Origin of the sequence: Streptomyces sp. NPDC088157 (genome assembly GCF_044741545.1) — a bacterium.
GTDB lineage: Bacteria > Actinomycetota > Actinomycetes > Streptomycetales > Streptomycetaceae > Streptomyces.
The window spans coordinates 179,802-205,295 of sequence record NZ_JBIUSU010000010.1; the positions used below are offsets into that span (position 1 = coordinate 179,802).

Sequence of the window (25,494 nt, forward strand, 5' to 3'; positions counted from 1 at the left end):
GGAACCGAGAGCGGTGCGGGTGAGCACGAGCAGCGCCCGCAGCAGCGTGGTCGCGTAGCGGGGCGACAGCCGCAGCTTGGCGAGGATGCGCCAGTTCTTCAAGTGCGCGAAGGCGTGTTCGCAGACCGCGCGGACGGATGCGATCAGCTTGTTGACCTGCTTGTTCGCCGGCGGGAAGGGCTTGGTGCGGGCAGCCTTGTAACCGGTGATGACCACCGGGTTGTCCACGTCGTGGTCCAGGCCGGTGAAGCCGAGGTCGCCGATGAACCTGGAACGACCTCGGGCCCCGAAGCCATTGAAGATCGACCAACTTCGAATCCGCAGGTCACCAGGGCTGGTATGAGTCGCCGTTCTTGCACTCGCACTGGTCGTGGGTGGTTGTCTGCTCCCATGATCGTCTGTCAGGGGGCAACTGGCGGCGTTACGCGGTGGCGGCATCGAGCCGCTGGTGGGACGAGGAGGACGGGCGCTGGCTGCCCGGCGGCGAAGTGCACGCCTCACGCGCGGCCGGCCTGCACACCGCCGGAGGCCTGGGCGACTCCGTCCGACACCGGGCCGAACTCCAGCAGACTGCCCAACGGGCGGCAGCAGACCGCGCAGGACACGCGGGCCGGCGTGACGCCCCGGCAGTGACGTGACGCGCACCCGCGAGTCCGTGCCGAGGACGGTGTACTGCTCCCAGGTGCGCAGTCCCACGGCCCGATGGAAGCCGTGCAGGCCCTGGAGCCGGCGGGAGGCGTGCGGGGTGGTGATCACCGGCAGGGAGCGGGCGAGATGCCGTCGGGCGTGCCGGTCCCAGTGGTCTCCGTGCAGATGGGACAGGAATACGGCGTCGAGGTCCGGCAACTGGCCGGTGCTCAGGGCCTGTTCGGTCAGGCGGCGACTCACCAGCCCGTAGCCGAGGTAGGCGCGCTGACCGCGGTGGAGGAAGTTGGGGTCGGTGAGGAGGGTCAGCTCGCGGTCCGAAGCAGCACGGTCGCGTTGCCGATGAAGTGGATGCGGCGAACGTCGTCGTCGGAGTGGGCCATGCGGTCCTTCCTGTCCGGCGGTGGCCTCCACCCGTGACCCTTCCGCCTGTCGATCCGCACGAGTCCGGTCAAGCCGTCCGGGCTTCCGCCCGTCGGACGGAACCGGGCGGGCCGGGTGCCGGAACCGGTCACGGCGGTGTCGGATGCCGGCGGGCTCCGTGCCGTGCCGAGCCCGGCGATGAAGCGCCGGGTACCCATGGCGCGAACCGGCCAACGCCTCGGTGCCCGAGCGGGCCGGCCCGGACCGCGGTCGAAACCCGCCCGCACGGTCACCCGGGCAGCATGGACGACACCAGGCCTCTGGCCCTGATCACCGGCGCTTCCAGCGGTTCGGGTTCGAGCCGGCCAGGCAGTTCGCGGAGCACGGCTACGACCTGGTGATCAACGCGGAGGACGACCGCCTCGAACACTCCGCGCAGCGGCTGCGGACGACGGGCGCCGACGTACGGGCCGTACAGACCGGTCTGCCTGATCCCCGGGGCGGGGACCGGCTGTGCGCGGCCACCGCCGGGCTCACCGTCGACGTGGCCGTCCTGAACGCGGGAGTGGGACAGGGCGGTGCTTTCGTGGACACGGATCTCACCGACGACCAAGCCGTGATCGACCTCAACGTGACCTCCACCGTGCGGCTGGCCAAGCCGCTGCTGCGGGAGATGACGGCACGGGGCGAAGGACGCCTCGTGTTCACCTCCTCCGTCGCGTCGACGATGCCGAGGCCCTTCCATGGGCGCCATGTTCTTCGCCGTCCTCGCCGTCGCCGGACAGATCGAACGCAACCACATCCGGGAGAAGACCCTCGAAGGCCAGGTCATCGCCGCGTCTAAGGGCAACCACCGTGGGCGGCCGACGGTCATCGACGACGACATGCTCACCTTCGCCGTCGCGCTCAAGGACAAGAGAGTCCCCGTCCCCGAGATCGCCAAGAAGCTCACCATCAAGGCCGGGAAGAACGCGGGCACGTCCCCGTCGGTCGCCTCGCTGTACCGGGCACTCGCGGAAGCCGAGAGCGCCGCGGCGGACGACGGCCTGCCCATGAAGCACAAGCCCGTCCGCATCCGCCGACCCGACTACCCGCTCACCCCCGAGGAGATCAGCCTCCGCCAGCGCCTCCAGGCCCAAGTGGTCGAGGACGCTGAGACCGAGCAGCGCCAGCAAGATCATTCTCGCCGTTAACCGCTGTACCGCTGCTACTCAGCCCCGCGGTACTGCAGCAGGGCCCGGACCGCGCGTCGCGGTCCGGGCCCTGCCCCATGCGGTGCCTCCCTGCGGCGGCGGTGCGTCAGCTCTGTGCGGTGTCGTCGTTCGTCTGCCCGGCGCCCTCGGCTGCGCCTGCCTTCTCGCGCATCTTGCGCACCAGCTCCGCCTTCTGGTCGGCTGCGCCCTGGCGGTCGAGGTTGCGGTGCGGACCGTTGTTCTGCCGTTCGGCGCGGGACAGTTTCTTGCGCTGGCCGCCGCCCATGCCCACGGGGTTGTTGATGTTCTTGCTCACGGTCACGGGTTCTCCCGGTAATGATGTGAAGTGATCTACGGATTCATCGGTGGGGGACGGGCGGCGACGTCGAAGGACGTCAGCAGGGGCCCATCACGCTCTCACTCGTAAATCGGCGTCTGGAAGAACATGACAAAGACGTTACCTGGTTCCGTCGGCCCCGCACACCAACTTTTTCGCCGCCCCGGTGTCGGCCGGGCCTTCGGCGAGCGCCCGGGGCCAGCCGTTTCCTTCTGGGAATCTCAGCACCGCCAGCACCCGCCGGAGGCCGCCGCCCGCCCGGGGCCGTCGTCCGCGGCACTGTGCGCGGTCAGCCCACCCGAGTGCGACCTTCGACTCCGTGACACAGCTGGGAACTGATCACCGGGCTAACCTCGCGCTTTCATGAAGCGGGCTGTCCGGCGGGCGGTCAGGAAAGCAGAAAGTGCCCCTGACCAGCAAGAATGATGATTGTCGAGGTCCTTGTTCCTGCCACCTCCGGAGGCACTTCCCAGGTGAAGCACTCTATCGGGTCCTACCCTCGTGTCCGTGTCCAGGACGACGGCCGCCAGGTCGTCTCCCAGGCCGGGTCGGTCCTGCTCGTCGAAACGGTCCGCAAGACCGGTCTCGACCAGGCCATATCCCAGGCCCTGGCTCCGTGGCGCAAACCGCGGGCCGTTCACGATCCCGGCAAGGCCCTCCTGGACGTCGCCCTGGCGGTCGCACTGGGCGGGGACTGCCTCGCGGACGTGGCGATGCTGCGGTGCGAGCCAGCCGTCTTCGGCCCGGTCGCCTCCGACCCGACCATCTCCCGTCTGATCGACACCCTCGCCGCCTCCGGCGACAAAGCCCTGCATGCCATCCGGTCCGCACGGTCCGAAGTCCGCCATCGCGCCTGGTCCTTGGCTGGCAAGAACGCCCCGGACGCCGACGGCCAGGTCGTCATCGATCTCGACGGCGTCCTCGTGATCGCCCACTCCGACAAGGAGGACGCGGCCGCGACCTGGAAGAAGACCTACGGCCATCACCCGCTGACGGCCTTCGTCGACCACGGACCGGGCGGAACCGGTGAGCCCCTCGCCGCCCTCCTCAGGCCGGGAAACGCGGGCTCCAACACCGCAGCCGACCACATCACCACCGCCCAACTCGCCCTGGCTCAATCCAGGGCCAGTGGCGGGCCAGGCGGAGCCGTAGCGGCGGCGTGCGGTCGTGACGAGCTGGGCGGCGGCAGAGAACAGCCGCAGCCGCAGACGCTTGGGCTCCCAACGCGGGAACTCGCCCGTGAGGGCGAGCATCGGCATCCAGGCCAGCAGGTCGAGGGCGAGCTGGACGATCTCCAGCCAGATGCGGTTTGGGACACGGGACAAGGCAGGACGGGCACGACGGCGATCCTCGGGGCACTGTCGAGTAAACCTTGGGGCACTGACGCGTGGCCTTCCGGCCCACCCCACCACGCCGTGCCGCGGCAGTAACGCCTCCGCCGGCCCGTCCGTGAATCTCGCGCCGGGCGCCGGACCCGACGACGTAGCCATAGGCGTTCCAGGACTGCGGCGCGCCGCTTCCGCCGCACTTGACGGCGGCTTTCGGACCCGGCGCACTGACCGGTCGGTCGCCGCGATCTGTCCGTTCCGGCAGACTTTTCCGATGAGCGACAACGATGGGCGTGGCCGATGCGAATGCCTGTCCGAACGGAAGTATGCTCGCCCTCTTGACTTACCCGCTCCGTGCAACAGCCAGTAGCCAAGGGGCCGTTGGACGGCACCCCGGCCGGAGGGGTCCCGTGGCGCCGCCAACCGGATCGGCTCCGCAGCAGCCGAAAGGAAACCACGGTGTCCGACGAAGGACGGCTGATCGCCGGCCGGTACCGCCTCCTCGACAGGATCGGCCGGGGAGGCATGGGCACCGTCTGGCGCGCCCACGACGATGTTCTCGCCCGCGAGGTAGCCGTCAAGAAGCTCCATCCGCAGCCGCAGCTCGACGACGACGAACTGGCCACCCTCTTCGAGCGCACCCGGCGCGAGGCCCGAAGCGCCGCGCGGATCAGCCACCCCAATGTCATCGTCGTCCACGACGTCGTGGACGACGAGGGCCTGCCCGCCATCGTCATGGAGTACGTGCCTTCCACCACCCTCGGTGATCTGACCGAGGCGCACGGCCCGGTCCCGCCCGAAGAGGCCGCCAGGATCGGCCGCGGGGTGATCGCGGCGTTGCGGGCGGCGCACCGGGCCGGGATCCTGCACCGGGACGTGAAGCCGGCGAATGTGCTACTGGCCGACGACGGCCGGGTGATACTCACCGACTTCGGCATCGCCCAGGCCTCCGAGACCTCGGCTCTCACCCGTACCGGCCAGCTGGTGGGGTCGGTCGACTTCATCGCCCCCGAGCGCCTCGTCGGCGCCCCTCCGGGCCCCGAGGCCGATCTGTGGGGGCTGGGCGCCACGCTCTTCCAGGCGGTGGACGGCCGATCACCGTTCCTGCGGAACTCGGTGACGGAGACCATGTACGCCATCGCCATGGAACCCGTCCCTCAGCTCCGGTCCGCCGGCCCGCTCGCCCCACTGATCCAGGGCCTGCTCGCCAGTAAGCCATCGGAGCGACTGTCGGCCGAGGACGCCGAGCGCTTGCTGCGCATGCCGACCACCGGCCGTGCGGCGGCCGACGACGCCGCGACTCCGACTCCGATTCCGACGCCGGAATCGAAGCGAGAGCCGGACGCCTCTTCCTCACGTGGGTCCACGACCGCGGACGCACCCTCGCCCACGTGAGCGGAGAGGACCTCGACGCCTACCACCACAAGCTCGCCCAACAGCGGTTGTCCCTCACCTCCACCTACCGCTACCGCCGCGCGGTGCGGATGCTGTGGGTTTACCGCAGCCGGATCCCCGACGCCCTGGCGAGTGACCCGTTGCGGCGCCCGGCCTGGCAGGCATGGGCGCGCGCGAACCCTCGGCGGTTCGGCGAGAACCTCACCGAACGGATCCCCGAGCAGGCTATGTGCCCTCTGCTCACGTGGGCGCTGCGCTGGATCGACGACTTCGCTGAGGACGTCCTCGTAGCCCGTGACGAGCGTGCCGTCCTCGACGCCCGGATCCCGACCAGCTCCGACGCGGTGCCGGCCCTGGCTGTGCTGCTGGACGGATACCGCCGTCGGCGCCAGCCCCTGCCCGCTCTTCCCGCTGGCCGGTTGCGCCGCATGCGGCAGCCGGCGCCGTGCCTGAGCCACCTGGCCCGGCTGCTGGGCCATGACCGCGACCGGCTGGAGCGGCTCGATGCCGAACGGATGATCGCCGAAGCCACGCGCGACGTCGGCGTGGACTCCGACTGCCCTCTCACCCACCGCGTCCAAGGGCAGTTGGACGGCCGTCCGTGGCTCGCGGCGATCTCGTACTACGACGTGCCGCGGTACGAGCGGCTGCTCCAGGGGGCGTGCTGGATCGTGATCGCCTACCTCTCCGGGATGCGCGACTCCGAGGCCAAGCACCTCCAGCGGGGTTGCCTGAGCGTCCAGCGCGATCCCGCAGGCCGCGTCTACCGGCACCGCCTGCACAGCCTCGCCTTCAAGGGCGAGGACGCCCACGGCGCGCAGGCCACCTGGATCGTCACCGCTCCGGTCGCCCGGGCCGTCGCCGTCCTCGAACGCTTCCAACCGGCCGACCAGCCCTACCTGTTCGCCCCGCCTCTGACCTCCCGCAGCTACCGTCAACGCAGCAGCCCCTACGGCGTGCTGGACAGCAACGCCACCAATACGGACATCACCGACCTGATCAAGTGGATCAACGACTACTGCACCGCACACCAACGCCCGGACGGCATCCCACCGGAGCGCGGGCGAGTGCCGCACCTGACCACACGTCGCTTCAGACGGACCCTGGCCTGGTTCATCGCCCGCCGCCCCGGCGGCACCATCGCCGGGGCCCTGCCATACCGCCACCAGGGAATCCAGATGTTCGAGGGCTACGCCGGCACCAGCGACTCCGGGTTCCGCGACGAGGTCGAGGCCGAAGAGGCCCTCGCCCGGGGCCAGTTCCTCGCCGCGATGGGCGCCGACAGCGACCGCCCGTCGCTGGCCGGCCCGGCCGGTGACGAGGCCGAGGGCCGGCTCGCCGAGTTCGCCCGCCACACGGTCTTCGACGGCCAGGTCGTCACCGACGAAGCCCGCCTGCGGCGCATCGTGGCCCGCCACGACCCGCACATGTACCCGGGGACCTTCGTCACCTGTGTCTACAACCCCGACCGCGCCCTGTGCCGCACGTCCTCCGATCCCGGCGACCAGCCGGTCCTGGCCGACTGCCAGCCCCTGGCCTGCCGCAACAACGCCCTCACGCCCGCCAACCACCAGGCTCTCGCCGGTCACCTCACCCAGTTGGAAGAAGCCCTGAGCGACAGCGATCGCCTCGCCCCCTACGTGCGCCACCGCCTTCAGGAACAGCACCGTGCTACGGCCGCGTTCCTCACCCGCCACGCCCCGGAGCCCGCCGAGTGAAACGTGCCCTGCCCGACACCGACACCGTCAAGACCGCCATAGATACCGTCCTGGAAGAGGCGTTCGCCAGCGGACGGCGGCCGACCGTGACCGCCATCGAGCGACGCCTCGGCATTCCCCACGCCACTTTCCACCGCCACTACGCCGACCTGATCGACACCCACTTCCGGCCCCGGATCCCCGCGGCCCGCGCCGAGACGCACACGGACCGGCCGAAGGCCGACGAGACGAAGGAGGAGAACCTGCACCGACTGCGGAAGGAGAACACCGACCTGCGCCTGACCCTCGCCCTGTACGAGGAGGCCATCCGCCAGCTCACCCTCGAAAACCACGCCCTGCGCAGCGGCGCCACCGTCGTCCCCCTCCCCACCCGCAGCCGGACCTCCCCACCATCACCGACCTGACTGGGCCCATCCGGATCCGCCCAGCGCGCGAGGCGGGAGGACCCGCGTAGATGTGATGGTGTGGCCCTACTCGGCTCGCGAGTCTGTGTGCTCCCGGAACGGCGGGTCGCCTGGAGCCAGGCGAAGAACGACCCTCGCTGACTCCGGCGCTGGCGGCACGAGGCCGGACAGCAGTTCTCCGGTGCGCGGTTGGCGGGCGGTGAGGTCCATCGCGGCGAACGACCCGTCGTGGATGCGCAGGGCGAGACGGTCGCGGTGGAACCCTGGAGATGCCCTGCTTTCCTGCGCTGATTCGTGTCCTGAGCACAACAGTCAGCGCAGGTAGCAGGGCATCTCCAGGGTGGATCCAGGCTCAGTGGGCCATTACGGGCTCGCCCTCCGACGGCTCCAGAGCCCGATTCGGAATCAGGAACGCCGCGATCACCGCACCGACCAGGAAGAACCCGGAGCCCCACGCGAAGGTGGCTGTGTAGCTCTCAACCCCGGCCTGCGCCGCGGCCAGTGCGCTGGGCTTGTGCGAAGTCAGGTAGTCGGTCGCGGCCGATGAGGCGACGGTGGTCAGCAGCGCCGTACTGATCGAGCCGCCCACCTGCTGACCTGTGTTGATCAGCGCCGAGGCGACGCCCGAGTCCTCGTGATGCAGGCCTGAGGTCGCCCCCTGGAACGCGGTGGTCATCACCGTGCCGATGCCGAGACCCATCAGGATCATGCCGGGCATGATGTGGGTGGCGTAGGTGCTGTCCAGCTCGAGCCGGGTCAGCAGGGCCATACCGGCTGCGGCGACCAGGAAGCCGGCGCTGACGACGATCTTCGGGCCGACCTTGGGCAGCACCAGCGTAGGCATCATGGTCGACGAAGCGACGACGCCCGCGACCATCGGCAGGTACACCAGACCGGTCTTGATCGGCGAGTAGCCGAGGCTGGCCGCGAAGTAGTAGGTCAGGAACAGGAAGATCGAGAACATTCCCATGCCGATGACGAACACCGCCATGAACGAACCACCGCGGGTCCGGTCCAGCACGACTCGCAGCGGCAGCAGCGGATGCGCGACCCTGGACTCCAGCCAGACGAACACCGCGAGCAGCACCGCGCCGACGATCATGGAGCCGAGGGCGACCGGGTTGGTCCAGCCGGTGGACTCGACGTGCGCGAACCCGTAGACGATGGCGAACAGCGCGGCGCTCACCACGACAATGCCCGGAATGTCGAGTTTGGGCTTCTTGGTGATCACGGGCTTGGCCAGCAGCAGCAATGCACCGATCAGGGCGGGGACCGCGAAGACGACGTTCACGTACATCACCCAGCGCCAGGAGGCCCATTCGGTGAGCATGCCGCCGACCAGCAGCCCGATCGCGCCGCCCGCACCACCCAGCGCACTGAAGATACCGAAGGCCTTCGCCCTTTCGGACGGTTCGGTGAAGGTCACGCTGAGCAGTGAGAGTGCCGCGGGCGCGAGCAGTGCGGCGAAGAGGCCTTGGGCCACGCGTGCCGCGACGAGGATCTCGAAGCTGCCGGCCGCGCCGCCGACGACGGACGCGGCCCCGAAACCTGCCAAGCCGATCACGAAGAGGGTACGTCGGCCCAACAGGTCACCGAGTCGGCCGCCGAGCAGCAGCAGGCTGCCGAATGCCAGGGCGTAACCCGTGATGACCCACTGCCGGCTGCCGTCGCTGAAGCCGAGGTCTTGCTGCGCCTCGGGCAGCGCGATGTTCACGACGGTCGCATCGAGCATGACCATGAGCTGTGCCAGGCCTATGACGGCCAGCACCCACCAGCGCACGGCATGTGAGCCGCGAAGGCCCGACTCTTTCTTTCCGGAGGCGGGCGCCCCGCGGTCGATGCTGGTACTCATTTTTTCCCTTGCTTGCTGGGCATGGCTGAAAGCCGTCTGGAATCTGATGGGTTTCCTCACCGATGAAGGTGAGGTGAGTGGGTGACGGGCTGAGATCTCAGGGCTTCGAGATCATCGTGTGGCCGCTTCGGGGCTTGCTTCGGCGATCCCCTGGAGGGCCGCGTCGGTGTCCGCGGTGGCCAGCATCCTGTTGATGTCGGCGCCGGCCAGTGCGCCGGCCGCTGCGGAGGCCCCGACCTGGGCGACCAGATCGGTGGCGTTGCCGGCCACCCACACACCCGGCACCTCGGTGGCGCCGGCCGTGCCGGAGGCGAAGCCGCGGCCCATGTTCGGCAGGTCCCGCACCGGCAGGCCCAGACCTTCCAGGCCCTGGGTGCGGGCCTGCATCGGCGCGGCGACCGCGAGGACGCGGCGGGCCACGACCTGGCCGTCGGCCAGGCGCACCCCGGCGAGGGCACCGTCCTCGTCGTTGACGACCTCGGTGACCGGGGTGTCGATGACGCGGATGCCGCGGGCGGCGAAGCGGGCGCGGCTGTCCTCGTCCAGGTCGGTGCCGTGGGTGAAGTAGGTCAGGTCCTCGGTCAGCTGGCGGAACAAAAACGCGTGGCCGATGGAGGCCGGGCCGGTGGCGAGGATGCCGATGGGCTCATCGCGCACCTCCCAGCCGTGGCAGTACGGGCAGTGCACCACACTGTGTCCCCAGTGCTCGGCGAGCCCGGGCACCTCCGGCAGCACATCCGTGAGGCCGGTGGCCACCAGGATGCGGCGAGCGATGATGCGGCGGCCGTCGGCCAGGATGACCGTGAACCGCAGGTCCCCGTCCGCCGACGGGGCGGCGGACTCGGCCGAGACCACCTCGCCGAACACGACGCGTCCGCCGTACTGGCGCACCTGCTCCCGGCCCCGTCGAAGGATCTCGGGCGGCGGGGTGCCGTCCAAGACGATGAAGCCGTGCACGGCCTCCGCGGGCGCGTTGCGCGGGGAGCCGCTGTCGATCACGACGACCGAGCGGCGGGAGCGGGCGAGGATCAGTGCACCGTTCAGCCCCGCGGCGCCCCCGCCGATCACCACCGCGTCGACGGTCCCCTCGGCCAGTGCGTCGCTCGCGTACGGAGGAGCCGCCACAGCCATGGCCTCCTGCGTTTCCTTGTCAGTCATGGTTGGGTCAACCCTTCGAGTTCCGGTTGGTTGGAGGGGGGTCAGCTGTTCAGGAAGCCCACGATGTGGTCGGCGACCGTCTTGGGCTGTTCGAGGTGCAGGAAGTGCCCTGCGCCGGGTACGACGACGCGTTCGAGGCCGTTCGTGTACAGGTCGTCCATGCCGTCGCTCAACTGCACGGACATGCAGTTGTCGTCGGCCCCGTGCAGGTAGAGCGAGGGGACGGTGAGGGCGCCGAAGACCCTGGCTTGCAGGGCTTGGGTCGCCTCGTCCGCGGGGGGCGTGAACAACTGGCGGTAGTAGCCCAGGATCTCGGTCAGGACTCCTGGAGCACCCAGGGTTTCCTTGAGCGCGGCACGCTCCGCGTCCGGCAGCTCGTAGCCGGGCGACCATTCCCGCCAGAGCCGGTCGATGAAGGCGAAGTCGTCGAGTGCGACGGCCGCCTCGGCCATGGCTGTCTGGAAGAAGAACATGTACCAGCTGAGTCGCTGCTGGTCACCGTCGGTGACCAATGCGTTCATCAGTTGACGGCCAGGGGGGCCCGCCATGGTGACAAGCTTGCGGACGCGTCTCGGGTCGAGGCTCGTAGCCGCGTACGCCGCCGCGGCGCCGAAGTCGTGGCCGATGAGATCCGCCTGCTCGCGCCCGAGGGCTTCGATGAGGGCGAGGACGTCCTGGCCGGTCGTGGCAATGCGGTAGGAGCCGTCGGGGGCCGCGCCGCCGGGCCAGTATCCGCGCTGTGCGGGCGCGACCGCCCAGTACCCTTCCTGCGCAAGGCGGTCGAGGATCCCTGTCCAGCTGGCGGCATGGTCGGGAAACCCGTGGAGGCACACAACGAGCGGCCCGCTGCCGGCCTCAAGGATCGGGACCTCCAGTCCGCCCGCCTGAACCGTCCGATGACGGACGCGGTCGGTCGCCTGGGACCCCCTGGCCGGGGAGTCCTCGCCAAAGGGCGGTCGCTGGGTCATCTGTGTCATGAGTTTGACCTCCAAGCCGCCTTCGCGGCGTCGCGGTCCGGCAAGCCCGGACCAAGTAGCAAGTACGGCTGTCTGAAGCCGGGGTCAGTGCCGGTGAGCGGTCACGACGGTGGCTGTTCACCGAGTGGAGAGTCCGGCTCCGGGTTCGCTTGGGACGTTCGTGATGGACAGATCCAGTACGGCGATGAAGCACGCCGTCGCCGGGATCGTGAGGATCAGACCGGGCCTTGCCGGCCTGGAAGACGTCGCAACGCCGGGCGGCGCGGAGGAGTTCAAAGGCATGGGTTGCCCTCGATCGCGCCAGGCGTGCACGCAGCCTGTCCGGTGAGCTCAGAACCGTTGTGTACTGAACAGTCGGAAACCTAGATAGTTCTGTACTGAGTTGTCAAGCGCGGCGGGTCGGCTTTACCTTCGATGCATGGCGAGACCACGAAGCTTCGACCGCGACCACGTCCTGCATGCCGCCGAGCGGCAGTTCCGCGCCTCGGGCTACAACGGCACGAGCGTCGACGACATCAGCGCCGCCACCGGTCTGGGCCGCGGCAGCCTCTATGCCGCGTTCGACGGCAAGCACGGCGTGCTGCTTCAGGCGATGACCGGCTACTTCGCCCGGCTGGGGCAGGGTCCGCCGAAGGCGCTCGCCGGACCGGACGAGGGCGCCCTGGAACGACTGCACGCCTACTTGCTCCGCGCCGTCCACGGGGTGCCACTCGCCCCCGACGTACCCCCCGCTCCCGACCGGACGGCGGCGGCCTGCTTCGCCGCCAAGATGGCCCTGGAGATCGGAACCTCCGATCCCGAGGTGAAACGCCTGGCCAACGACTGCTTCTCCGTAGTCCGGACGGCGGTGGCCGAGTGTGTGCGAGCGGCGCAGCGCAACGGCGACATCGACCCCGACGCGGATCCCGACGACCTCGCGTACCTTCTGCTGACCATCATCCGCGGGAGCGATGTCGTAGGTGCGTACGGCCACAGCCCCGACCGCCTGACCGCGATCGCGGAGAGCGCGTTCGCCTTGCTGCCTCGCCCGCGCCACCGCTGAGAAGGGCACGGCCGGCCTCGTTGCACAGGCATCTGCTGCGGCCGGCCCGCTTCGACGCCGCGCAGACACGGCCCGCAGGTTCACCAGCCGCCGGGCGGTCGCCTGGGCGGTTGGTGAAGAACTGCGCCCGCATCCAGTCGAGTTGCTCCACCGCATGCGCGGTGTCGCCGGGCTTGAACTGTACGGTCAGTCGCCGAACGCCTCGCCGCAGCAGACGGTGGCACTTCGGCCGCCGCTCCGCTTCGTGCCAGTGCTCCGCCTCGATGCCCTCGTAGAGCTGGGTGCCGTCCCGCGGATGCGGGCAGCGGTACGGACTTCCCGCTGGGCGTCGACGAGTCGGCGACTGGCCCGATGGTCGCCATTCTGCGCGGCGGTCAGTCTGACGTCCTGCTCACCCACGTGGCGAACGACCCCGTACAACCGGGACCGCAACCAGGCACAGGTCTGCGAGGTTCACCCCCGACCTGCTGCTGGACATCACACCCGTGTTCGACGTCGAGACCAAGGCGATGGGCTGCATGACCGCGCAGGCCCACATGGTCCGTCCGAGCTGACGGCAATGGGCTTCCCTGTCGTGCCGGCGACCACGGCGGGCGCGTTCACCGGGCCACCGTCCGACGCGGTGACGTGATCGTGGCCGACGACGACGGAGTGCTGTGCGTTCCCCTGCTGCGCCGCTCGCACACACTCGGCCACCGTCGTCGCGACCACGGAGAAAGGTGAAGCCGACCACCGTACTTGACAACTCAGTACAGAACTAAGTAGGTTTCTGACTGTTCAGTACACAACCATCCTGAGCTTGCCGGACAGGTTTGGTCCGGGCTTGCAGGACTGGCGACCGCGCACAGCGCACGACGAAGTCATGCCCACAACCGAAGGAACCGCCATGCAGACAGCTCACCCAGTGGCCCTCGTGACGGGCGCCTCCTCCGGGATCGGGCGGGCGGCGGCGCTCGCCCTCGTGGGCGCCGGCTTCGCGGTGGTCGGCACGAGCCGCAATGCGGCGAACGCCGAGCCGCTCGCCGGGGTGACGTTCCTCGATCTCGACGTGGCCAGCGATGAGTCGGTCCGCTCCCTGGTCGAGGAGGTGATCGAGCGGTTCGGCCGGATCGACGTCCTGGTCAACAACGCAGGCGTGGGCGCGGTCGGCGCCGGCGAGGAGAGCTCGATCAACCAGGCCAAGGAGGTCTTCGACATCAACGTCTTCGGCCTGATGCGGATGACAAACGCAGTGCTGCCCCAGATGCGCGTCCAGGGCAGTGGCCGCGTGGTCAACGTCTCCTCGATGCTCGGTCGGATCCCAGCGCCCTTCATGGCCGTCTACGCCGCCACCAAGCATGCGGTCGAGGGCTACGCCGAGTCCGTCGACCACGAGCTTCGCGAGCACGGCGTCCGGATGCTACTGGTCGAGCCGACCTACACACGCACGAGTTTCGAGGCGAGCAGCATGGCACCCGACTCGCCCCTGCCGATCTACGCCGCACAGCGGGAGGTCTCCCGAGACGTGCTGGCCACGGCCTTGCGCAACGCCGACCACCCGGACGTTGTCGCGAAGGTGATCGTCGCGGCCTCCACCGATTCCCAGCCCAAGCTCCGGTACACCGCCGGCTCGATGGCCGCACGCGTCAGCGTCCTGCGCCGGATCGTGCCCTCGCGCGCCTTCGACAGACAAATCCGCAAGCTCAACCGACTGGCCGGCTGACCCCGCAGTACACCCGGCGCCTGAGGAGACGCACATGTCCGAACCAGAGACACCGAAGCCCCTCGCGGCGAGACCACCGGGATGGGCGGCGCGGGGCCGATCGGCAGGCCGAGGTCGACCGGCTGCCGGCCCTCGGGGCGCGGCACGCGGACATCGGCCAGGGAGAGCAGTCCTGGACCACACGGGTGGACCCGGAGGGCGACGAGTTCTGGGTGCTCGGCTCGCGGCGGAGCTGACCGGAGCGAAGCAGGGCGACGAACATACGATGGCTGAAAGGCGGCGCGGCACCGAGCCGGCGCCGACCGGTGATCCGATCACTCGGGGTGGGAGACGTATGGCACAGGCCGCGGACGCTGCGCGGACCGTCATCATGACGGTGGACGACGATCCCGGGGTGTCCCGGGCCGTCGCCCGTGACCTGCGACGGCGCTACGGCGAGTCGTACCGGATCGTGCGCGCGGAGTCCGGCGAGTCCGCGCTGGAGGCGCTGCGGGAGCTGAAGCTGCGCGGTGATCTGGTGGCGGTGATCCTGGCCGACTACCGCATGCCGCAGATGAACGGCATCGAGTTCCTCGAACACGCCATGGACGTCTATCCCGGCGCCCGCCGCGTACTGCTCACCGCCTACGCGGACACCGACGCGGCGATCGACGCGATCAACGTCGTCGACCTCGACCACTACCTCCTCAAGCCCTGGGATCCCCCGGAGGAGAAGCTCTACCCGGTCCTCGACGACCTCCTGGAGGTCTGGCGGTGCAGCGACTACCGCCCGGTGCCCGCCACCAAGGTCGTCGGTCACCGCTGGTCGGCGCGCTCGTCGGAGGTACGGGAGTTCCTGGCCCGCAACCATGTGCCGTACCGCTGGTACTCCGCCGAGGAACCCGAAGGGCAGCGGCTGCTGGCGGCGGCCGGGCTGGACGCACAGCGGCTGCCAGTGGTGATCACGGCGGACGGTACGGCGCTCGTCGAGCCGGAGGTGCCCGAACTGGCCGCGCACGTGGGCCTGGCGACGACTCCCACGGCCGACTTCTACGACCTGGTCGTCATCGGCGGCGGGCCGGCCGGGCTGGGCGCGGCCGTGTACGGGGCCTCGGAAGGCCTGCGCACGGTGCTGGTGGAGCGGTCGGCGACCGGTGGGCAGGCGGGGCAGAGTTCGCGGATCGAGAACTACCTGGGCTTCCCGGACGGGGTGTCCGGCGGCCAGCTCACCGACCCCAGGCCACGAAGTTCGGCGCCGAGATCCTCACCGCGCGGGAGGTGACCAGTCTGGAGAGCAGCGGGGCGGCCCGGCTCGTACGCTTCGCGGACGGGTCGACGATCGCGGCGCACAGCGTGATCCTCGCGACCGGTGTGTCCTACCGGCGGCTGGAGGCGCCGGGTGCCGACGAGCTGGCGGGCCGCGGGGTGTTCTACGGGTCGGCGCTCACCGAGGCCGCCGCCTGCCAGGGCCACGACGTGTACATCGTCGGCGGCGCCAACTCGGCCGGCCAGGCGGCGATGTACCTGTCCCGGGGCACCAAGTCGGTCACCCTGCTGGTGCGCGGAGCGGACCTCACCGCGTCGATGTCGCACTACCTGATCCAGCAGATCGCCGAGTCGCCGAACATCTTTGTACGGGCCCACACGGCCGTCGAGGCCGCGCACGGCGACAATCATCTGGAACAGCTGACGCTGCGCGACACAACGAGCGGACAGAGCGAACTCGTCGACGCGCAGTGGCTGTTCGTGTTCATCGGCGCGGCCCCGCTGACCGACTGGCTGGAGGGTACGGTGCTGCGCGACGAGCGCGGGTTCATCCTGGCCGGCCCCGATCTGACCGCGGATGGGCGGCCACCGGCGGACTGGGCGCTGGACCGGCCGCCGTACCACCTGGAGACCAACATCCCCGGCGTGTTCGTCGCCGGGGACGCGCGCGCGGAGTCCGCGAAGCGGGTCGCGTCCGCCGTCGGAGAGGGAGCCATGGCCGTGATGCTCGTACACCGGTATCTGGAGCAGTCGTGAGCGGGCAGGTGATGCCGTGCAGCGCGGCGGAGATCAGCCCGCTGTTCCTCTTCGAGAAGCTGAACCCCGAGCAGCTCGGAAGGCTGTGCAGCGAGGGACGGATCGAACTGTTCGACCCCGGGACGGTGTTCACCGAGGGTGACCCGGCGACCGACTTCTACGTGATGATCGAGGGCACGGTCGTCATGTCCCGCCGGGTCGGCGCCGACGACATCGAGGTGAGCCGCACGTCCCAGCCAGGGGTGTACGCGGGTGCCGTGATGGCGTACCTCTGGGACGGGAAACCGCAGCGGTACATGAACTCGTTGCGGGTGTCGGAGCCGACGCGGTTCTTCGTCCTGCCCGCCGAATCGTTCGCGAACTTCATCCACGAGTGGTTTCCGATGGCGGTCCATCTCCTGGAGGGGATCACCCTCGGTTCGCAGACCTTTCAGCGGGCCGTCGGGCAGCGCGAACGGCTGCTGGCGCTGGGCTCGTTGTCCGCGGGTCTCACCCATGAGCTCAACAACCCGGCCGCGGCGGCCGTACGGGCCACCTCGTCGCTCAGGGACCGGGTCGCGCACATGCGCAACACGCTCGGCGTCATCGCCTCGGGCCCCCACCACGGCGACGCCCTGAAGGCCCTGGTCGACCTCCAGGAGCGTACGGCCGAGCGGGTCTCCAAGGCTCCGGCACTGAGCCCGCTCGAAGCGTCCGACCGGGAGGACGAACTCGCCGACTGGCTCGACGACCACGGTGTCCAGAACGGCTGGCAGATCGCGCCGACCTTCGTGCAGGGCGGTCTCGACGTCGACTGGCTGGAGCAGATCGCGGCGGCCGTCGACGAGCCGGGAATCCTGCAGAGTGCCATCGAGTGCCTCAACTACACGGTCGAGGCCGAGCTGTTGATGTCCGAGATCGAGGACTCCACCACCCGTATCTCGCATCTCGTCGACGCTGCCAAGCAGTACTCGCAGCTGGACCGCGCGCCGTACCAGGTCGCCGATGTGCACAAACTCCTCGACAGCACGCTGCTGATGCTGTCGGGCAAGATCGGTCCCCAGGTCAAGGTTGTGAAGGAGTACGACCGTTCGGTGCCGAGGATTCCCGCCTACTCGGCCGAACTGAACCAGGTGTGGACCAACCTGATCGACAACGCGGTCTCCGCCATCAAGGGCGCGGGCGGCGAAGGGACGTTGACCGTACGCACCGCTCTGGTGCACGACCGGCTGCTGGTGGAGTTCCGCGACACGGGCCCGGGAGTGCCGGCCGAGATCCGCGGCCGGATCTTCGACCCGTTCTTCACCACCAAGCCGGTGGGCGAGGGGACGGGGCTGGGGCTCGACATCTCCTGGCGGATCGTCGTCAACAAGCACCACGGTGACCTGAAAGTCGAGTCCGTACCCGGCGACACCCGCTTCCAGGTGCTGCTCCCTCTCACCGCCACCGACCCTGACGCCGGGCCCGATGCCGTCCCCGACCCGGCCCGGGAGCCCTCATGACCAAGGACACCGGCATCGACCCGGGCGTCCCGCCCAGCGGTGCCGGCTGCGTGGAGTGCGACGCCGACGGCGGCTGGTGGTTCCATCTGCGGCGCTGCGCCCAGTGCGGTCACATCGGCTGCTGCGACGACTCACCCGCCAAGCACGCCACTGGCCACTTCCGGGCCACCGGCCATCCGGTGATCCGCAGTTACGGACTGTCCTCGTAGTGGCGTACATGGCCCCGATCAACGAGGCGCACGTGAGTGAGCCCGGCCTCCTGGTCGTCGACGTCGCGGCCGCTGACGACGCCACCGCGCTCGCCGTCCAGCAGCTGCTCGTCGGATGGGGGCAATGGCGAAAGCGGAACGGACGACGCTGGATGCGGGGGTCGGCCGCGCCAAGGACAGCGGGCAGCCGCGCGAGGACCTCACCAGCCGCGATCTCGTGCTGCTGCTGATGGCTAACGCCGGAGTCCTCGGCGCCACGGCCGATGCCGCCCGGACGCCTGGCGCCGGCTGGTCGCCTGGATGATCCAGTCCTTCCAGGCCCCGCCCCCGGCCTGCTGCCGAACCCGCCGGAAGATGCGGCGCTGTACGAGGCCATGCGCCGCGTCAGCCAGAGCGCCACCGCCCCCGAGCCCGGAAAGCGACGCTGAACCAGCGACCGGTGAGATAGGGCGACCGAGGTGAGGCCGCCGTCGTTTTCAGGACTATCAAGCAGGGCCTGAGTCTGGACATCGGACAGGCTGAAACCCTGTCCATAACTTCTGCTCGAACAGCAAGGTCCTTGCCCCGGGAGGCGGCAAAGCCGTCACGGAGCGGGCCAGCACATGGCCGGAGTTGGAGGGCCTCGCGGAGATTGCCACCGGCCTGAACCGGGCCCGAGTGTACGTACGTGACCTTGGCGGCACCGAGCCGGACCGGCGTCTCGTGCTGTGCCTGCGCGGCACTCCCGGAGCTGTACAGGTCCAGGGCCCGATGGCCCTCGTCGCCGAGGTGCTGGCCGCCCGGACCCGTGCTGCGACGCTGCGCGTCGCAGCAGTGCACCGTGAGGCTGGCCGGGGCCAAGAGGCGCAGGCGTGGCGCGCGCGGGCCCGCCGGATGCTCAAGGACGGCCGTACCGCCCGTCGCGGCCGGAGTGTGCGGGCCGTCTCGGCCGGGCTGCCCCCCTTGGTGGACGCGCCTGAACAGTTCCGGAGTTGCAGTGATGTCAGGCGGGTCGGTCGTGTCCGGACCGACCAGGCGCCGTTGAGTGACCGGCTCCATGATTTCGGCGGGGGCTGGACGGCGGCTCGCTCTCCGGCGGTTCCCGCCTGAGCGGTAGCGGCCTCGGGAACGGCGGGATGGGCTGGGGACCGGGGCCCAAAGGGCGGCGGGGGCGCTCACTGCCTCATCCAGCGAGGTCGGTGATCCCGCGGCCGGTGTATGCGCTGCATGGGCGGGTCGCGGGCGGACTTCACGGCCGTTCTTTCTGATCGGCGTCGTACCGCTCCGGCGCGCGAAGCCGAGCGACCGAGGCGACCGGCAGCGAGGCGGCCGTCTTGGCGGCGGGCACCGATCCGAAGCGGAGGTCGTGGCCGACGCGGTGTGCGACGCGGCTGCAGCCTTTCGACGCGGGGTGGAGCAGCTCGGTAGCTCGCTGGGCTCATAACCCGGAGGTCGCAGGTTCAAATCCTGTCCCCGATACCGACTCCGGCCCCCTTGACACGATGTCACGGGGGCCAGATGCGTTATGCGCTGTGAAGATGCCGCGCGCAGGGTCACTCGCGGCCGCCCTGCAGGAGTCGGTGCGCAAGGCGTAGACCTGCCACGGCGAGGCCGCCTTCGCAGTCCGGGCCGGGACGGCGGCCCGCCGCTCGAGCCGGCCGGCACTCCTCGGGGCCGGCGCGCGCAGCCGCGGCCCCGCTGCCCGTACGGTCAGCGCGGACACGGCCCTGCAGCTCCTCAGGGAGGCGCACGGTGAGCTGGACACCGGCCCCAGGCCGTCCGCGGCCTTCCTGGACGCCTCCGGCATGGTGGCCCCGACCGCGGCGTACACCGCCGCCGAGGCCCATATGCCCTCTGCCGCCGAGCAGTTCGCAGCCCTGGCCGAACAGACCGCAGCCCGCCTTGTCCGCGGCCGCGGGCGGGGCGCTGTCGCCGGCGCAGTGCGTGCTGTACGCGGGCGTTGCCGGGCCCTGCGCTAGAAGGTCAGGTTCCAGGAGTCGATCTTGCCGGTGTCGGAGGCGGCGTTGTCGTTGACGCGCAGCTTCCAGGTGCCGTTCGCGAGCTCCGAGGAGGCGTTCACGGTGTAGGTCTGGGCGATGTTGTCGGCGCTGCCGCCGGCGTGGTTGTGCAGCGTGTAGACGGTGCCGTCCGGCGCCACCAGGTCGACCTTCAGGTCACCGATGTAGGTGTGCTTGATGTCCACACCCACCTTGAGGGTGGCCGGGGCGTTGCCGGTCACGCCGGTCACGGCGATCGGGCTCTCCACGGTCGCGTTGTCGTTGATGGCGAAGTCCGCGAGGTTCTCGAAGTACTTGCCGGGCGGCGGGGTGGTCCCGACGGCCTTGAGGGCGTCGACCTGTCCTTCGCCGAAGAACGAGTTGTTGGCCGTCGTGCCCGTGCAGCGGCTGTCCGAGGGGCAGGCGATGTCGTTGGCCTGGGCGGCCAGCTTGGCGCGGATCTGCGCCGGGGTGATGCCCGGGTCGGCGCTGGCGATGAGTGCCGCCACGCCGACCACGTGCGGGGTGGCCATCGAGGTGCCGCTCTTGCTGCCGTAGCCGCCGCCGGGGACGGTGGAGTACACGTTGCTGCCCGGCGCCGCGACGTCGATGACGCCCTGCCCGTAGTTGGAGAACGAGGCCTTGGTGACGCCCGTGCCGTTGGCCGCGACCGTGACCACGCCCGGCAGCTCGGTCGGGATGTCGAGGCAGGCGTTGGTGATGGTGCGGGTGACCGGCGTCGAGTCGTTCGGGCTCGCGGAGTCGGTCGTCTTGTGGGCGAGGTCGTAGTTCTCGTTGCCCGCAGCGGCGATCTGGAGGGAGCCCTTGCCCTCGGCGTACTCCTGGGCGCGCTTGACGCCCTCGATGATGGCGGCCTGGTCGATGTTGTCCGGGCAGTTGAACTGCCACGGGTCCGTGTAATAGCTGTTATTGGTGACCTTGAAGCCGTGATCACCGGCCCAGACGAAGCCGCAGATGGTGTTCTCGGCGAAGAAGAAGGAGTTGCCCGGCTCGGCGACCCGGACCGCGGAGATCTTCACCCCGGGGGCCACGCCGACGACGCCCTTGCCGTTCTTGGCCGCGGCGATGGTGCCCGCTACGTGGGTGCCGTGCGTGTCGACGTCCCGCCAGGCACCGGCACGGGTGTCGGGCTTGCCGTAGGCGCAGGAGACCGAGTCGGCCGCGTTGAAGTTGGGCGCCAGGTCCTGGTGCTGGTCGTCCACACCGGTGTCCAGGATGCCGACCGTGACGGAGGCGGAGCCTGGGTTCACGGCCCAGGCCTGGTCGGCCTTGATCTGGCTCATGTCGGCCCGGACCGGTTCTCCGGCCGGGGTCGAGGCCTGGGCCGGATTTGTCGGGAGCGCCGGGCTGTAGGCGTCGGCCGGGACGTCCGAGGTGCGCGTGGCGCCGACCTGCTGCACGCCGGCGACGCCGCGCATGGTGGCGGCGAATCCGCTGGACGCCGAGTGGGCGACGATCACGCCGATGGCGTCGAAGTTCGAGAAGACGGTGCCGCCGTTGGCCGCGATCGCGGAGCGGACCGCCGAACTGTCACCGGGGGCGCTGATCACGAGGTAGGCACGCGTGCCGGCCACCCAGGTCGCAGTCTGGGAAGCCGGCACGGCGGCCGGAGCGTGGGCCTTGGCGGCCGGCGCGGTGGAGGAGGCGACGGGGAGCGTGCCCGCGAGGGCACCCGGGGCGCCGAACGCGAGGGCGGCGCCGAGCGTGGCCGCCAGCACCAGCGTGCGTCTAGGTCGGCTGGATATGTGGGGTATCAATGCGTCCTCCGGAGACGGCCCGGCCGTGCTGAGGGCACCGGCCGGGCCGTACGAAACGAGTGGTGGATGCAAGATGTCAGGTGCATGCTCCTGTACGGAAGTACCTTTCCGCGCAGGGACGTCATACGGGCATGGCTGAAAAGAGACGCACTCCGGGCATCGAGGGGTCGAGACCCCTCGGGAGCTCGGCGACGCCGACCGCGCCCTGGCATACGCCGCCGACCTGGCGCCGGCCGTGCTGCCCGCACCAGAGCCGGACCCGACCCGAGGCGCTCCCTGGCCATCGCCGCCTCGAGGCCGTTCTGTACGAAGGGCCTGCGGCCCGCATCCACATCACCTACGACGGTCCCACCACCATCACCGATCCCCTCATCCCGGCGCCCGAGAGCAGTACGCCACCGGCGTCCTCGCCTGGATCAACGCCGGCACCTGGCCCCAGCCCGCACCGAGCGGACCCGCCCCGAACTCCCATCACTGGGGAAGTCCGGTGGCGTGGAGGAAGCGCTGCTGGTTGCCGTGAATGTGCTGGGCAGCCTGTTCGGGCGTCAGCGCCCAGCGGGTGGCGAGGCGGGCGACCACGCCAGAGAGGTCTGCGGGTCGGGCGGGGCGCCTATTGTGACGGGCAAACGGGCCGTCGGTCTCGAGGAGGACACGGTCGGGCGGGAGGAGGTCGAGGAGGGCGCGGCCTTTCACCGAGGTGGTCATGATCGGGTTGACGGAGAACCACAGTCCCGCGGCCAAGGCCTCGTCGACCAGAGCCAGTGGGCCTGTGTACCAGTGCAGGATTGCGGCGGTGGCGCCGGACTGGGCGAGCCGGGAAATGGGCGATCCACGCGTGCTGGGCGAGGAGCCAGGCCAGGGCGATCTGTCCGGGGGTGGCATTCCTGGCGCGGGCGAGCGTGGTGACGTGGTCGACCAGGGCCTGGTTGGAGGCGAGGTTGTCCTCGTTGAACCGCGGGATGGTGGTACGGATGTCGCCTTCGGTGAACGCGGTCGTGGTGTCGACGGTGCCGGTGAGGAAGCCCTTGCCGAGCGGGCTGAACGGCACGAACCCGATGCCGAGTTCGGCGAGTGTGGGCAGTACCTCGGATTCGGGGTCGCGGGTCCACAGGGAGTACTCGCTCTGCACGGCGGTCACGGGGTGGACGGCGTGGGCCCTGCGGATCGTCGCCGCGGCGGCTTCGGACAAGCCGAAGTGGTGTACCTTGCCCGCCTGTACGAGTTCTGCGACCGCGCCCGCGACGTCCTCGACGGGGACGTCGGGGTCGACCCGGTGCTGATAGAAGAGGTCGATCGTGTCCGTGCGCAGCCGGCGCAGCGAGGCGTCGGCGACCTTCTTGATCTGTTCGGGCCGACTGTCGAGCCCCACCGACGTGCCGCCCTCGATGCGCCAGCCGAACTTGGTGGCGATGACGACCTGGTCGCGCACCGGGGCGAGCGCCTCGCCCACGAGTTCTTCGTTGGCGTAGGGGCCGTATACCTCGGCGGTGTCGAAGAAGGTGATGCCGCGGTCGACGGCGGCGCGGAGCACACCGATCATGTCCTGCGGGTCTCCGGGGTTTGGGCCATAGCTCTGGGACATGCCCATGCAGCCGAGTCCGATCGCCGAGACCTCGAGGCCCTGGCCGAGGGTGCGGGTGTGCATCGCGGTGCTCCTTGCGCGGCGGCGGGTGAGGGTGAACGAAAGCCCGGCTCAGGCGCGGGAAGCGCCCGTTCATGGCGCGAGAGTCAGAGCGGCTGAGGGGCACGGTGAACGCCCTCGGCCGTCTGTCGCCGGAGTCGTGGAAGCGGCCGACGGGGTCAGGTGAGTGGTGGCGACGCGGGCAGGTGCTGGTCGGCGGCCCAGGAGGCGAGGATGCGCAGTCGTTCGTGGGTGGGGGAGCCGGGGGCGGCGGTCCAGACAGTGAGGTTCTGGTCGGGGTCGGTGTTGGCGGTGAGGGTGTCCCAGTCCAGGACGAGTTCGCCGACGACGGGATGGTTGAGGGTCTTCGTGCCCACGGTGCGGGCGGCGACGTGGTGTTCGCCCCACCATCGGGCGAACTGCTTGTCGCACATGGACAGTTCGCCGACCAGCTCGATCAGGCGGGGGTCATCGGGATACTTCGCGGCCTCCATGCGCAGTTGGGCCACGGCGATGTGCGCGGAGGTCTTCCAGTCGGCGTACAGGGTGCGCATGGCGGGATCGGTGAAGATGATCCGGGGATAGTTGCGGTGCTTTTCCGGGAGGTGGGAGAAGTCGGTGACCAGGGCGGCGGCCAGTGCGTTCCAGGCGAGGATGTCGCCGCGTCGGCCCTGCACGATGGCGGGGGTGGCGGTGAGGTCGTCCAGGACCCGCTGCAGTTGGGGCTGGACCTTCTGCCGGCCGCGGCGCCGGGTGCGGGTGGTGGTCTTGCCGGCGAGCTGGAAGAGGTAGCCGCGCTCGTCGTCATCCAGGTGGAGGATGCGGGCGAGGATGTCCAGCACGGGTGCCGATGCCTGCATGCGTCCCTGTTCGAGGCGGGTGTAGTAGTCGGTGCTGATGCTGGCGAGCTGGGCGACCTCCTCGCGGCGCAGCCCGGCGACCCGGCGGGGCCTGTCGCTCTCGGGTAGTCCGACCGTGCGCGGGCTCAGCTCGGCGCGGCGCTTCCTGAGGAATTCTCCCAGCTCATTGAGGGGGACGTTGGCGGTCATGCTTCCCAGCATGACACCGATTCCACTCGGGAAAGGGGGGAGAGTTTGCTCCCAGGATGTTCCCCTCCCGGGATGGATTTCTCCGCTTTTCGCGTCAGCCCTCGCGTGTGAGGCTCGATGTCGAGCAGCCGATTTCGTGACCACCGGCTGCCCGCACACCGACCCTCGCACCGAAGGAAGACCCCATGCGCGGAGCAGTCATCTACGCCCCCGGCGACGTGCGCTTCGAGACCCTGGACGACCCGAAGATCCTCCGGCCGACCGACGCGGTGATCCGCACGGTCGCCACCTGCGTGTGTGGCTCGGACCTGTGGCCCTACCGCGGCGCGGAACCCATCGGCGACCCGCACCCGATGGGGCACGAGTACGTCGGCGTCGTCGAGGAGGTGGGCAGCGGGGTCAGCCACGTCAGGCCGGGCCAGTTCGTGGTCGGCTCCTTCGCCACCTCCGACAACACCTGCGCCAACTGCCGCAACGGCTGGCAGTCCAACTGCCTGCACCGCGAGTTCATGAGCACCTGCCAGGCCGACTACGTCCGCATCCCCAACGCCCACGGCACCCTCGTCGCCACCGACGAACACCCGGACGCCGAGTTCGTGCCCAGCCTGCTCGCCGTCTCCGATGTGATGGGCACCGGCTGGTACGCCGCCCTCGCCGCCGAGGTGAAGCCCGGCTCGACAGCCGTCGTCGTCGGTGACGGAGCGGTCGGCCTGTGCGGCGTCATCGCCGCGAAGGAACTCGGCGCCGAGCGGATCATCGCCATGAGCCGCCACACCTCCCGGCAGCAGCTCGCCCTCGAATTCGGCGCCACCGACATCGTCGGCGAACGCGGCGAGGAAGGCATCGCCCGCGTCAAGGAGCTCACCGGCGGCATCGGCGCCGACTCCGTGCTGGAGTGCGTCGGCACTCCCGAGTCCATGCGGCAGGCCCTGCACTCGGCCCGGGCCGGCGGCAACGTCGGCTTCGTCGGCGTCCCGCACGAGGTGGAGGTCGACGGCCAGGAGCTGTTCTTCTCCCACGTCGGTCTGCGCGGCGGTCCTGCCCCCGTGCGCCGTTACCTGCCCGATCTGATCGACCGGGTCCTGTCCGGCCGGATCAACCCGGGCAAGGTCTTCGACCTCACCCTGCCCCTGGAGCAGGTCGCCGAGGGCTACAAGGCGATGGACGAGCGTCGCGCCATCAAGGCCCTCCTCAAGCCCTGAGCGCAGACGCGTCCACACCTGGGGCCGCACCGACGCGGTGCGGCCCCAGGACCGGCAACCACC

16 protein-coding genes, 1 tRNA gene and 9 pseudogenes are annotated in these 25,494 nt (G+C 69.9%); 15 read left to right on the plus strand and 11 right to left on the minus strand.

Annotated features, from left to right (window positions below):
- Positions 1-30: 30 nt before the first annotated feature.
- Both ACIPFH_RS34905 and ACIPFH_RS34910 read right to left on the minus strand, forming a co-directional pair.
- Positions 31-438, minus strand: a pseudogene (locus tag ACIPFH_RS34905) (transposase family protein); the annotation flags it as partial.
- Between the two features lie 116 nt (positions 439-554).
- A pseudogene (locus ACIPFH_RS34910) lies at positions 555-1,028 on the minus strand (MBL fold metallo-hydrolase); the annotation flags it as partial.
- 282 nt (positions 1,029-1,310) lie between these two features.
- Between ACIPFH_RS34910 and ACIPFH_RS34915 the strand changes: the two are divergent.
- Positions 1,311-1,750, plus strand: a pseudogene (locus tag ACIPFH_RS34915) (SDR family NAD(P)-dependent oxidoreductase); the annotation flags it as partial.
- A gap of 10 nt (positions 1,751-1,760) precedes the next feature.
- Complete coding sequence (locus ACIPFH_RS34920; RefSeq protein ID WP_401832991.1) at positions 1,761-2,201, plus strand: hypothetical protein; 441 nt, start codon at positions 1,761-1,763, stop codon at positions 2,199-2,201.
- 106 nt (positions 2,202-2,307) lie between these two features.
- Here ACIPFH_RS34920 and ACIPFH_RS34925 read toward each other — a convergent pair whose 3' ends face one another.
- On the minus strand, positions 2,308-2,523 hold the full coding sequence (locus ACIPFH_RS34925; protein ID WP_401832994.1) for a DUF6243 family protein: 216 nt from the start codon (positions 2,521-2,523) through the stop codon (positions 2,308-2,310).
- A gap of 488 nt (positions 2,524-3,011) precedes the next feature.
- Here ACIPFH_RS34925 and ACIPFH_RS34930 point away from each other — a divergent pair.
- Positions 3,012-3,656: pseudogene (locus tag ACIPFH_RS34930) on the plus strand (transposase); the annotation flags it as partial.
- A 93-nt stretch (positions 3,657-3,749) separates the two neighbouring features.
- Here the strand turns inward: ACIPFH_RS34930 and ACIPFH_RS34935 are convergent.
- A pseudogene (locus tag ACIPFH_RS34935) lies at positions 3,750-4,028 on the minus strand (IS1380 family transposase); the annotation flags it as partial.
- A gap of 297 nt (positions 4,029-4,325) precedes the next feature.
- Here ACIPFH_RS34935 and ACIPFH_RS34940 point away from each other — a divergent pair.
- The 3 genes from ACIPFH_RS34940 to ACIPFH_RS34950 are packed head-to-tail and all read left to right on the plus strand — an operon-like array spanning position 4,326 to position 7,383.
- Positions 4,326-5,261, plus strand: a complete 936-nt coding sequence (locus ACIPFH_RS34940; RefSeq protein ID WP_401832996.1) for a serine/threonine-protein kinase — start codon at positions 4,326-4,328, stop codon at positions 5,259-5,261.
- The gene (locus ACIPFH_RS34945; RefSeq protein WP_401832999.1) at positions 5,258-6,979 is read left to right on the plus strand and encodes a hypothetical protein; all 1,722 of its coding nucleotides are present in this window, start codon (positions 5,258-5,260) and stop codon (positions 6,977-6,979) included. Before ACIPFH_RS34940 ends, ACIPFH_RS34945 begins: the two co-directional genes overlap by 4 nt.
- Positions 6,976-7,383: a hypothetical protein gene (locus tag ACIPFH_RS34950; protein WP_401833002.1), complete on the plus strand. Its 408-nt coding sequence runs from the start codon at positions 6,976-6,978 to the stop codon at positions 7,381-7,383. The genes ACIPFH_RS34945 and ACIPFH_RS34950 overlap by 4 nt, the downstream gene beginning before the upstream one ends.
- A gap of 352 nt (positions 7,384-7,735) precedes the next feature.
- Here the strand turns inward: ACIPFH_RS34950 and ACIPFH_RS34955 are convergent, their stop codons facing one another.
- The 3 genes from ACIPFH_RS34955 to ACIPFH_RS34965 form a co-directional block, all read right to left on the minus strand.
- The gene (locus ACIPFH_RS34955; protein WP_401833334.1) at positions 7,736-9,235 is read right to left on the minus strand and encodes an MFS transporter; all 1,500 of its coding nucleotides are present in this window, start codon (positions 9,233-9,235) and stop codon (positions 7,736-7,738) included.
- Positions 9,236-9,346: 111 nt separating this feature from the next.
- Entirely contained in the window at positions 9,347-10,366 is a 1,020-nt protein-coding gene (locus ACIPFH_RS34960; protein ID WP_401833336.1) for an NAD(P)/FAD-dependent oxidoreductase, read from the minus strand.
- Positions 10,367-10,434: 68 nt separating this feature from the next.
- Entirely contained in the window at positions 10,435-11,370 is a 936-nt protein-coding gene (locus ACIPFH_RS34965) for an alpha/beta fold hydrolase (RefSeq protein WP_401833005.1), read from the minus strand.
- A 418-nt stretch (positions 11,371-11,788) separates the two neighbouring features.
- On the opposite strand from ACIPFH_RS34965, the gene ACIPFH_RS34970 reads away from it, so the two are divergent.
- The 8 genes and pseudogenes from ACIPFH_RS34970 (at position 11,789) to ACIPFH_RS35005 (ending at position 19,263) form a co-directional block, all read left to right on the plus strand.
- Positions 11,789-12,412, plus strand: coding sequence for a TetR/AcrR family transcriptional regulator (locus ACIPFH_RS34970; protein ID WP_401833008.1), 624 nt, complete (start codon positions 11,789-11,791; stop codon positions 12,410-12,412).
- Positions 12,413-13,298: 886 nt separating this feature from the next.
- Positions 13,299-14,114, plus strand: a complete 816-nt coding sequence (locus tag ACIPFH_RS34975) for an oxidoreductase (RefSeq protein ID WP_401833011.1) — start codon at positions 13,299-13,301, stop codon at positions 14,112-14,114.
- Positions 14,115-14,448: 334 nt separating this feature from the next.
- Positions 14,449-16,115: pseudogene (locus ACIPFH_RS34980) on the plus strand (FAD-dependent oxidoreductase).
- Positions 16,112-17,596: an ATP-binding protein gene (locus tag ACIPFH_RS34985; protein ID WP_401833014.1), complete on the plus strand. Its 1,485-nt coding sequence runs from the start codon at positions 16,112-16,114 to the stop codon at positions 17,594-17,596. The pseudogene ACIPFH_RS34980 and the gene ACIPFH_RS34985 overlap by 4 nt, the downstream one beginning before the upstream one ends.
- Positions 17,593-17,790, plus strand: a pseudogene (locus tag ACIPFH_RS34990) (UBP-type zinc finger domain-containing protein); the annotation flags it as partial. The gene ACIPFH_RS34985 and the pseudogene ACIPFH_RS34990, both read left to right, overlap by 4 nt.
- Before the next feature lie 23 nt (positions 17,791-17,813).
- A pseudogene (locus tag ACIPFH_RS34995) lies at positions 17,814-17,870 on the plus strand (DUF6207 family protein); the annotation flags it as partial.
- A 59-nt stretch (positions 17,871-17,929) separates the two neighbouring features.
- Positions 17,930-18,109 carry a hypothetical protein gene (locus ACIPFH_RS35000; RefSeq protein WP_401833361.1) on the plus strand — a complete coding sequence of 60 codons (180 nt, stop codon included), beginning with the start codon at positions 17,930-17,932 and terminating at the stop codon, positions 18,107-18,109.
- Between the two features lie 1,080 nt (positions 18,110-19,189).
- Positions 19,190-19,263, plus strand: a tRNA-Met gene (locus ACIPFH_RS35005).
- 496 nt (positions 19,264-19,759) lie between these two features.
- On the opposite strand, the gene ACIPFH_RS35010 is transcribed toward ACIPFH_RS35005, so the two are convergent.
- The 4 genes and pseudogenes from ACIPFH_RS35010 to ACIPFH_RS35025 form a co-directional block, all read right to left on the minus strand.
- The gene (locus ACIPFH_RS35010) at positions 19,760-21,520 is read right to left on the minus strand and encodes a S8 family peptidase (RefSeq protein WP_401833016.1); all 1,761 of its coding nucleotides are present in this window, start codon (positions 21,518-21,520) and stop codon (positions 19,760-19,762) included.
- 510 nt (positions 21,521-22,030) lie between these two features.
- Positions 22,031-22,441, minus strand: coding sequence for a TatD family hydrolase (locus ACIPFH_RS35015; RefSeq protein ID WP_401833338.1), 411 nt, complete (start codon positions 22,439-22,441; stop codon positions 22,031-22,033).
- A pseudogene (locus tag ACIPFH_RS35020) lies at positions 22,374-23,204 on the minus strand (aldo/keto reductase); the annotation flags it as partial. The pseudogene ACIPFH_RS35020 and the gene ACIPFH_RS35015, both read right to left, overlap by 68 nt.
- Before the next feature lie 155 nt (positions 23,205-23,359).
- Positions 23,360-24,241, minus strand: coding sequence for a helix-turn-helix transcriptional regulator (locus tag ACIPFH_RS35025; protein WP_401833019.1), 882 nt, complete (start codon positions 24,239-24,241; stop codon positions 23,360-23,362).
- Between the two features lie 173 nt (positions 24,242-24,414).
- Here ACIPFH_RS35025 and ACIPFH_RS35030 point away from each other — a divergent pair, with 173 nt between their 5' ends.
- Positions 24,415-25,431 carry a zinc-dependent alcohol dehydrogenase family protein gene (locus ACIPFH_RS35030; RefSeq protein ID WP_401833021.1) on the plus strand — a complete coding sequence of 339 codons (1,017 nt, stop codon included), beginning with the start codon at positions 24,415-24,417 and terminating at the stop codon, positions 25,429-25,431.
- The last annotated feature ends 63 nt before the right edge of the window (positions 25,432-25,494 follow it).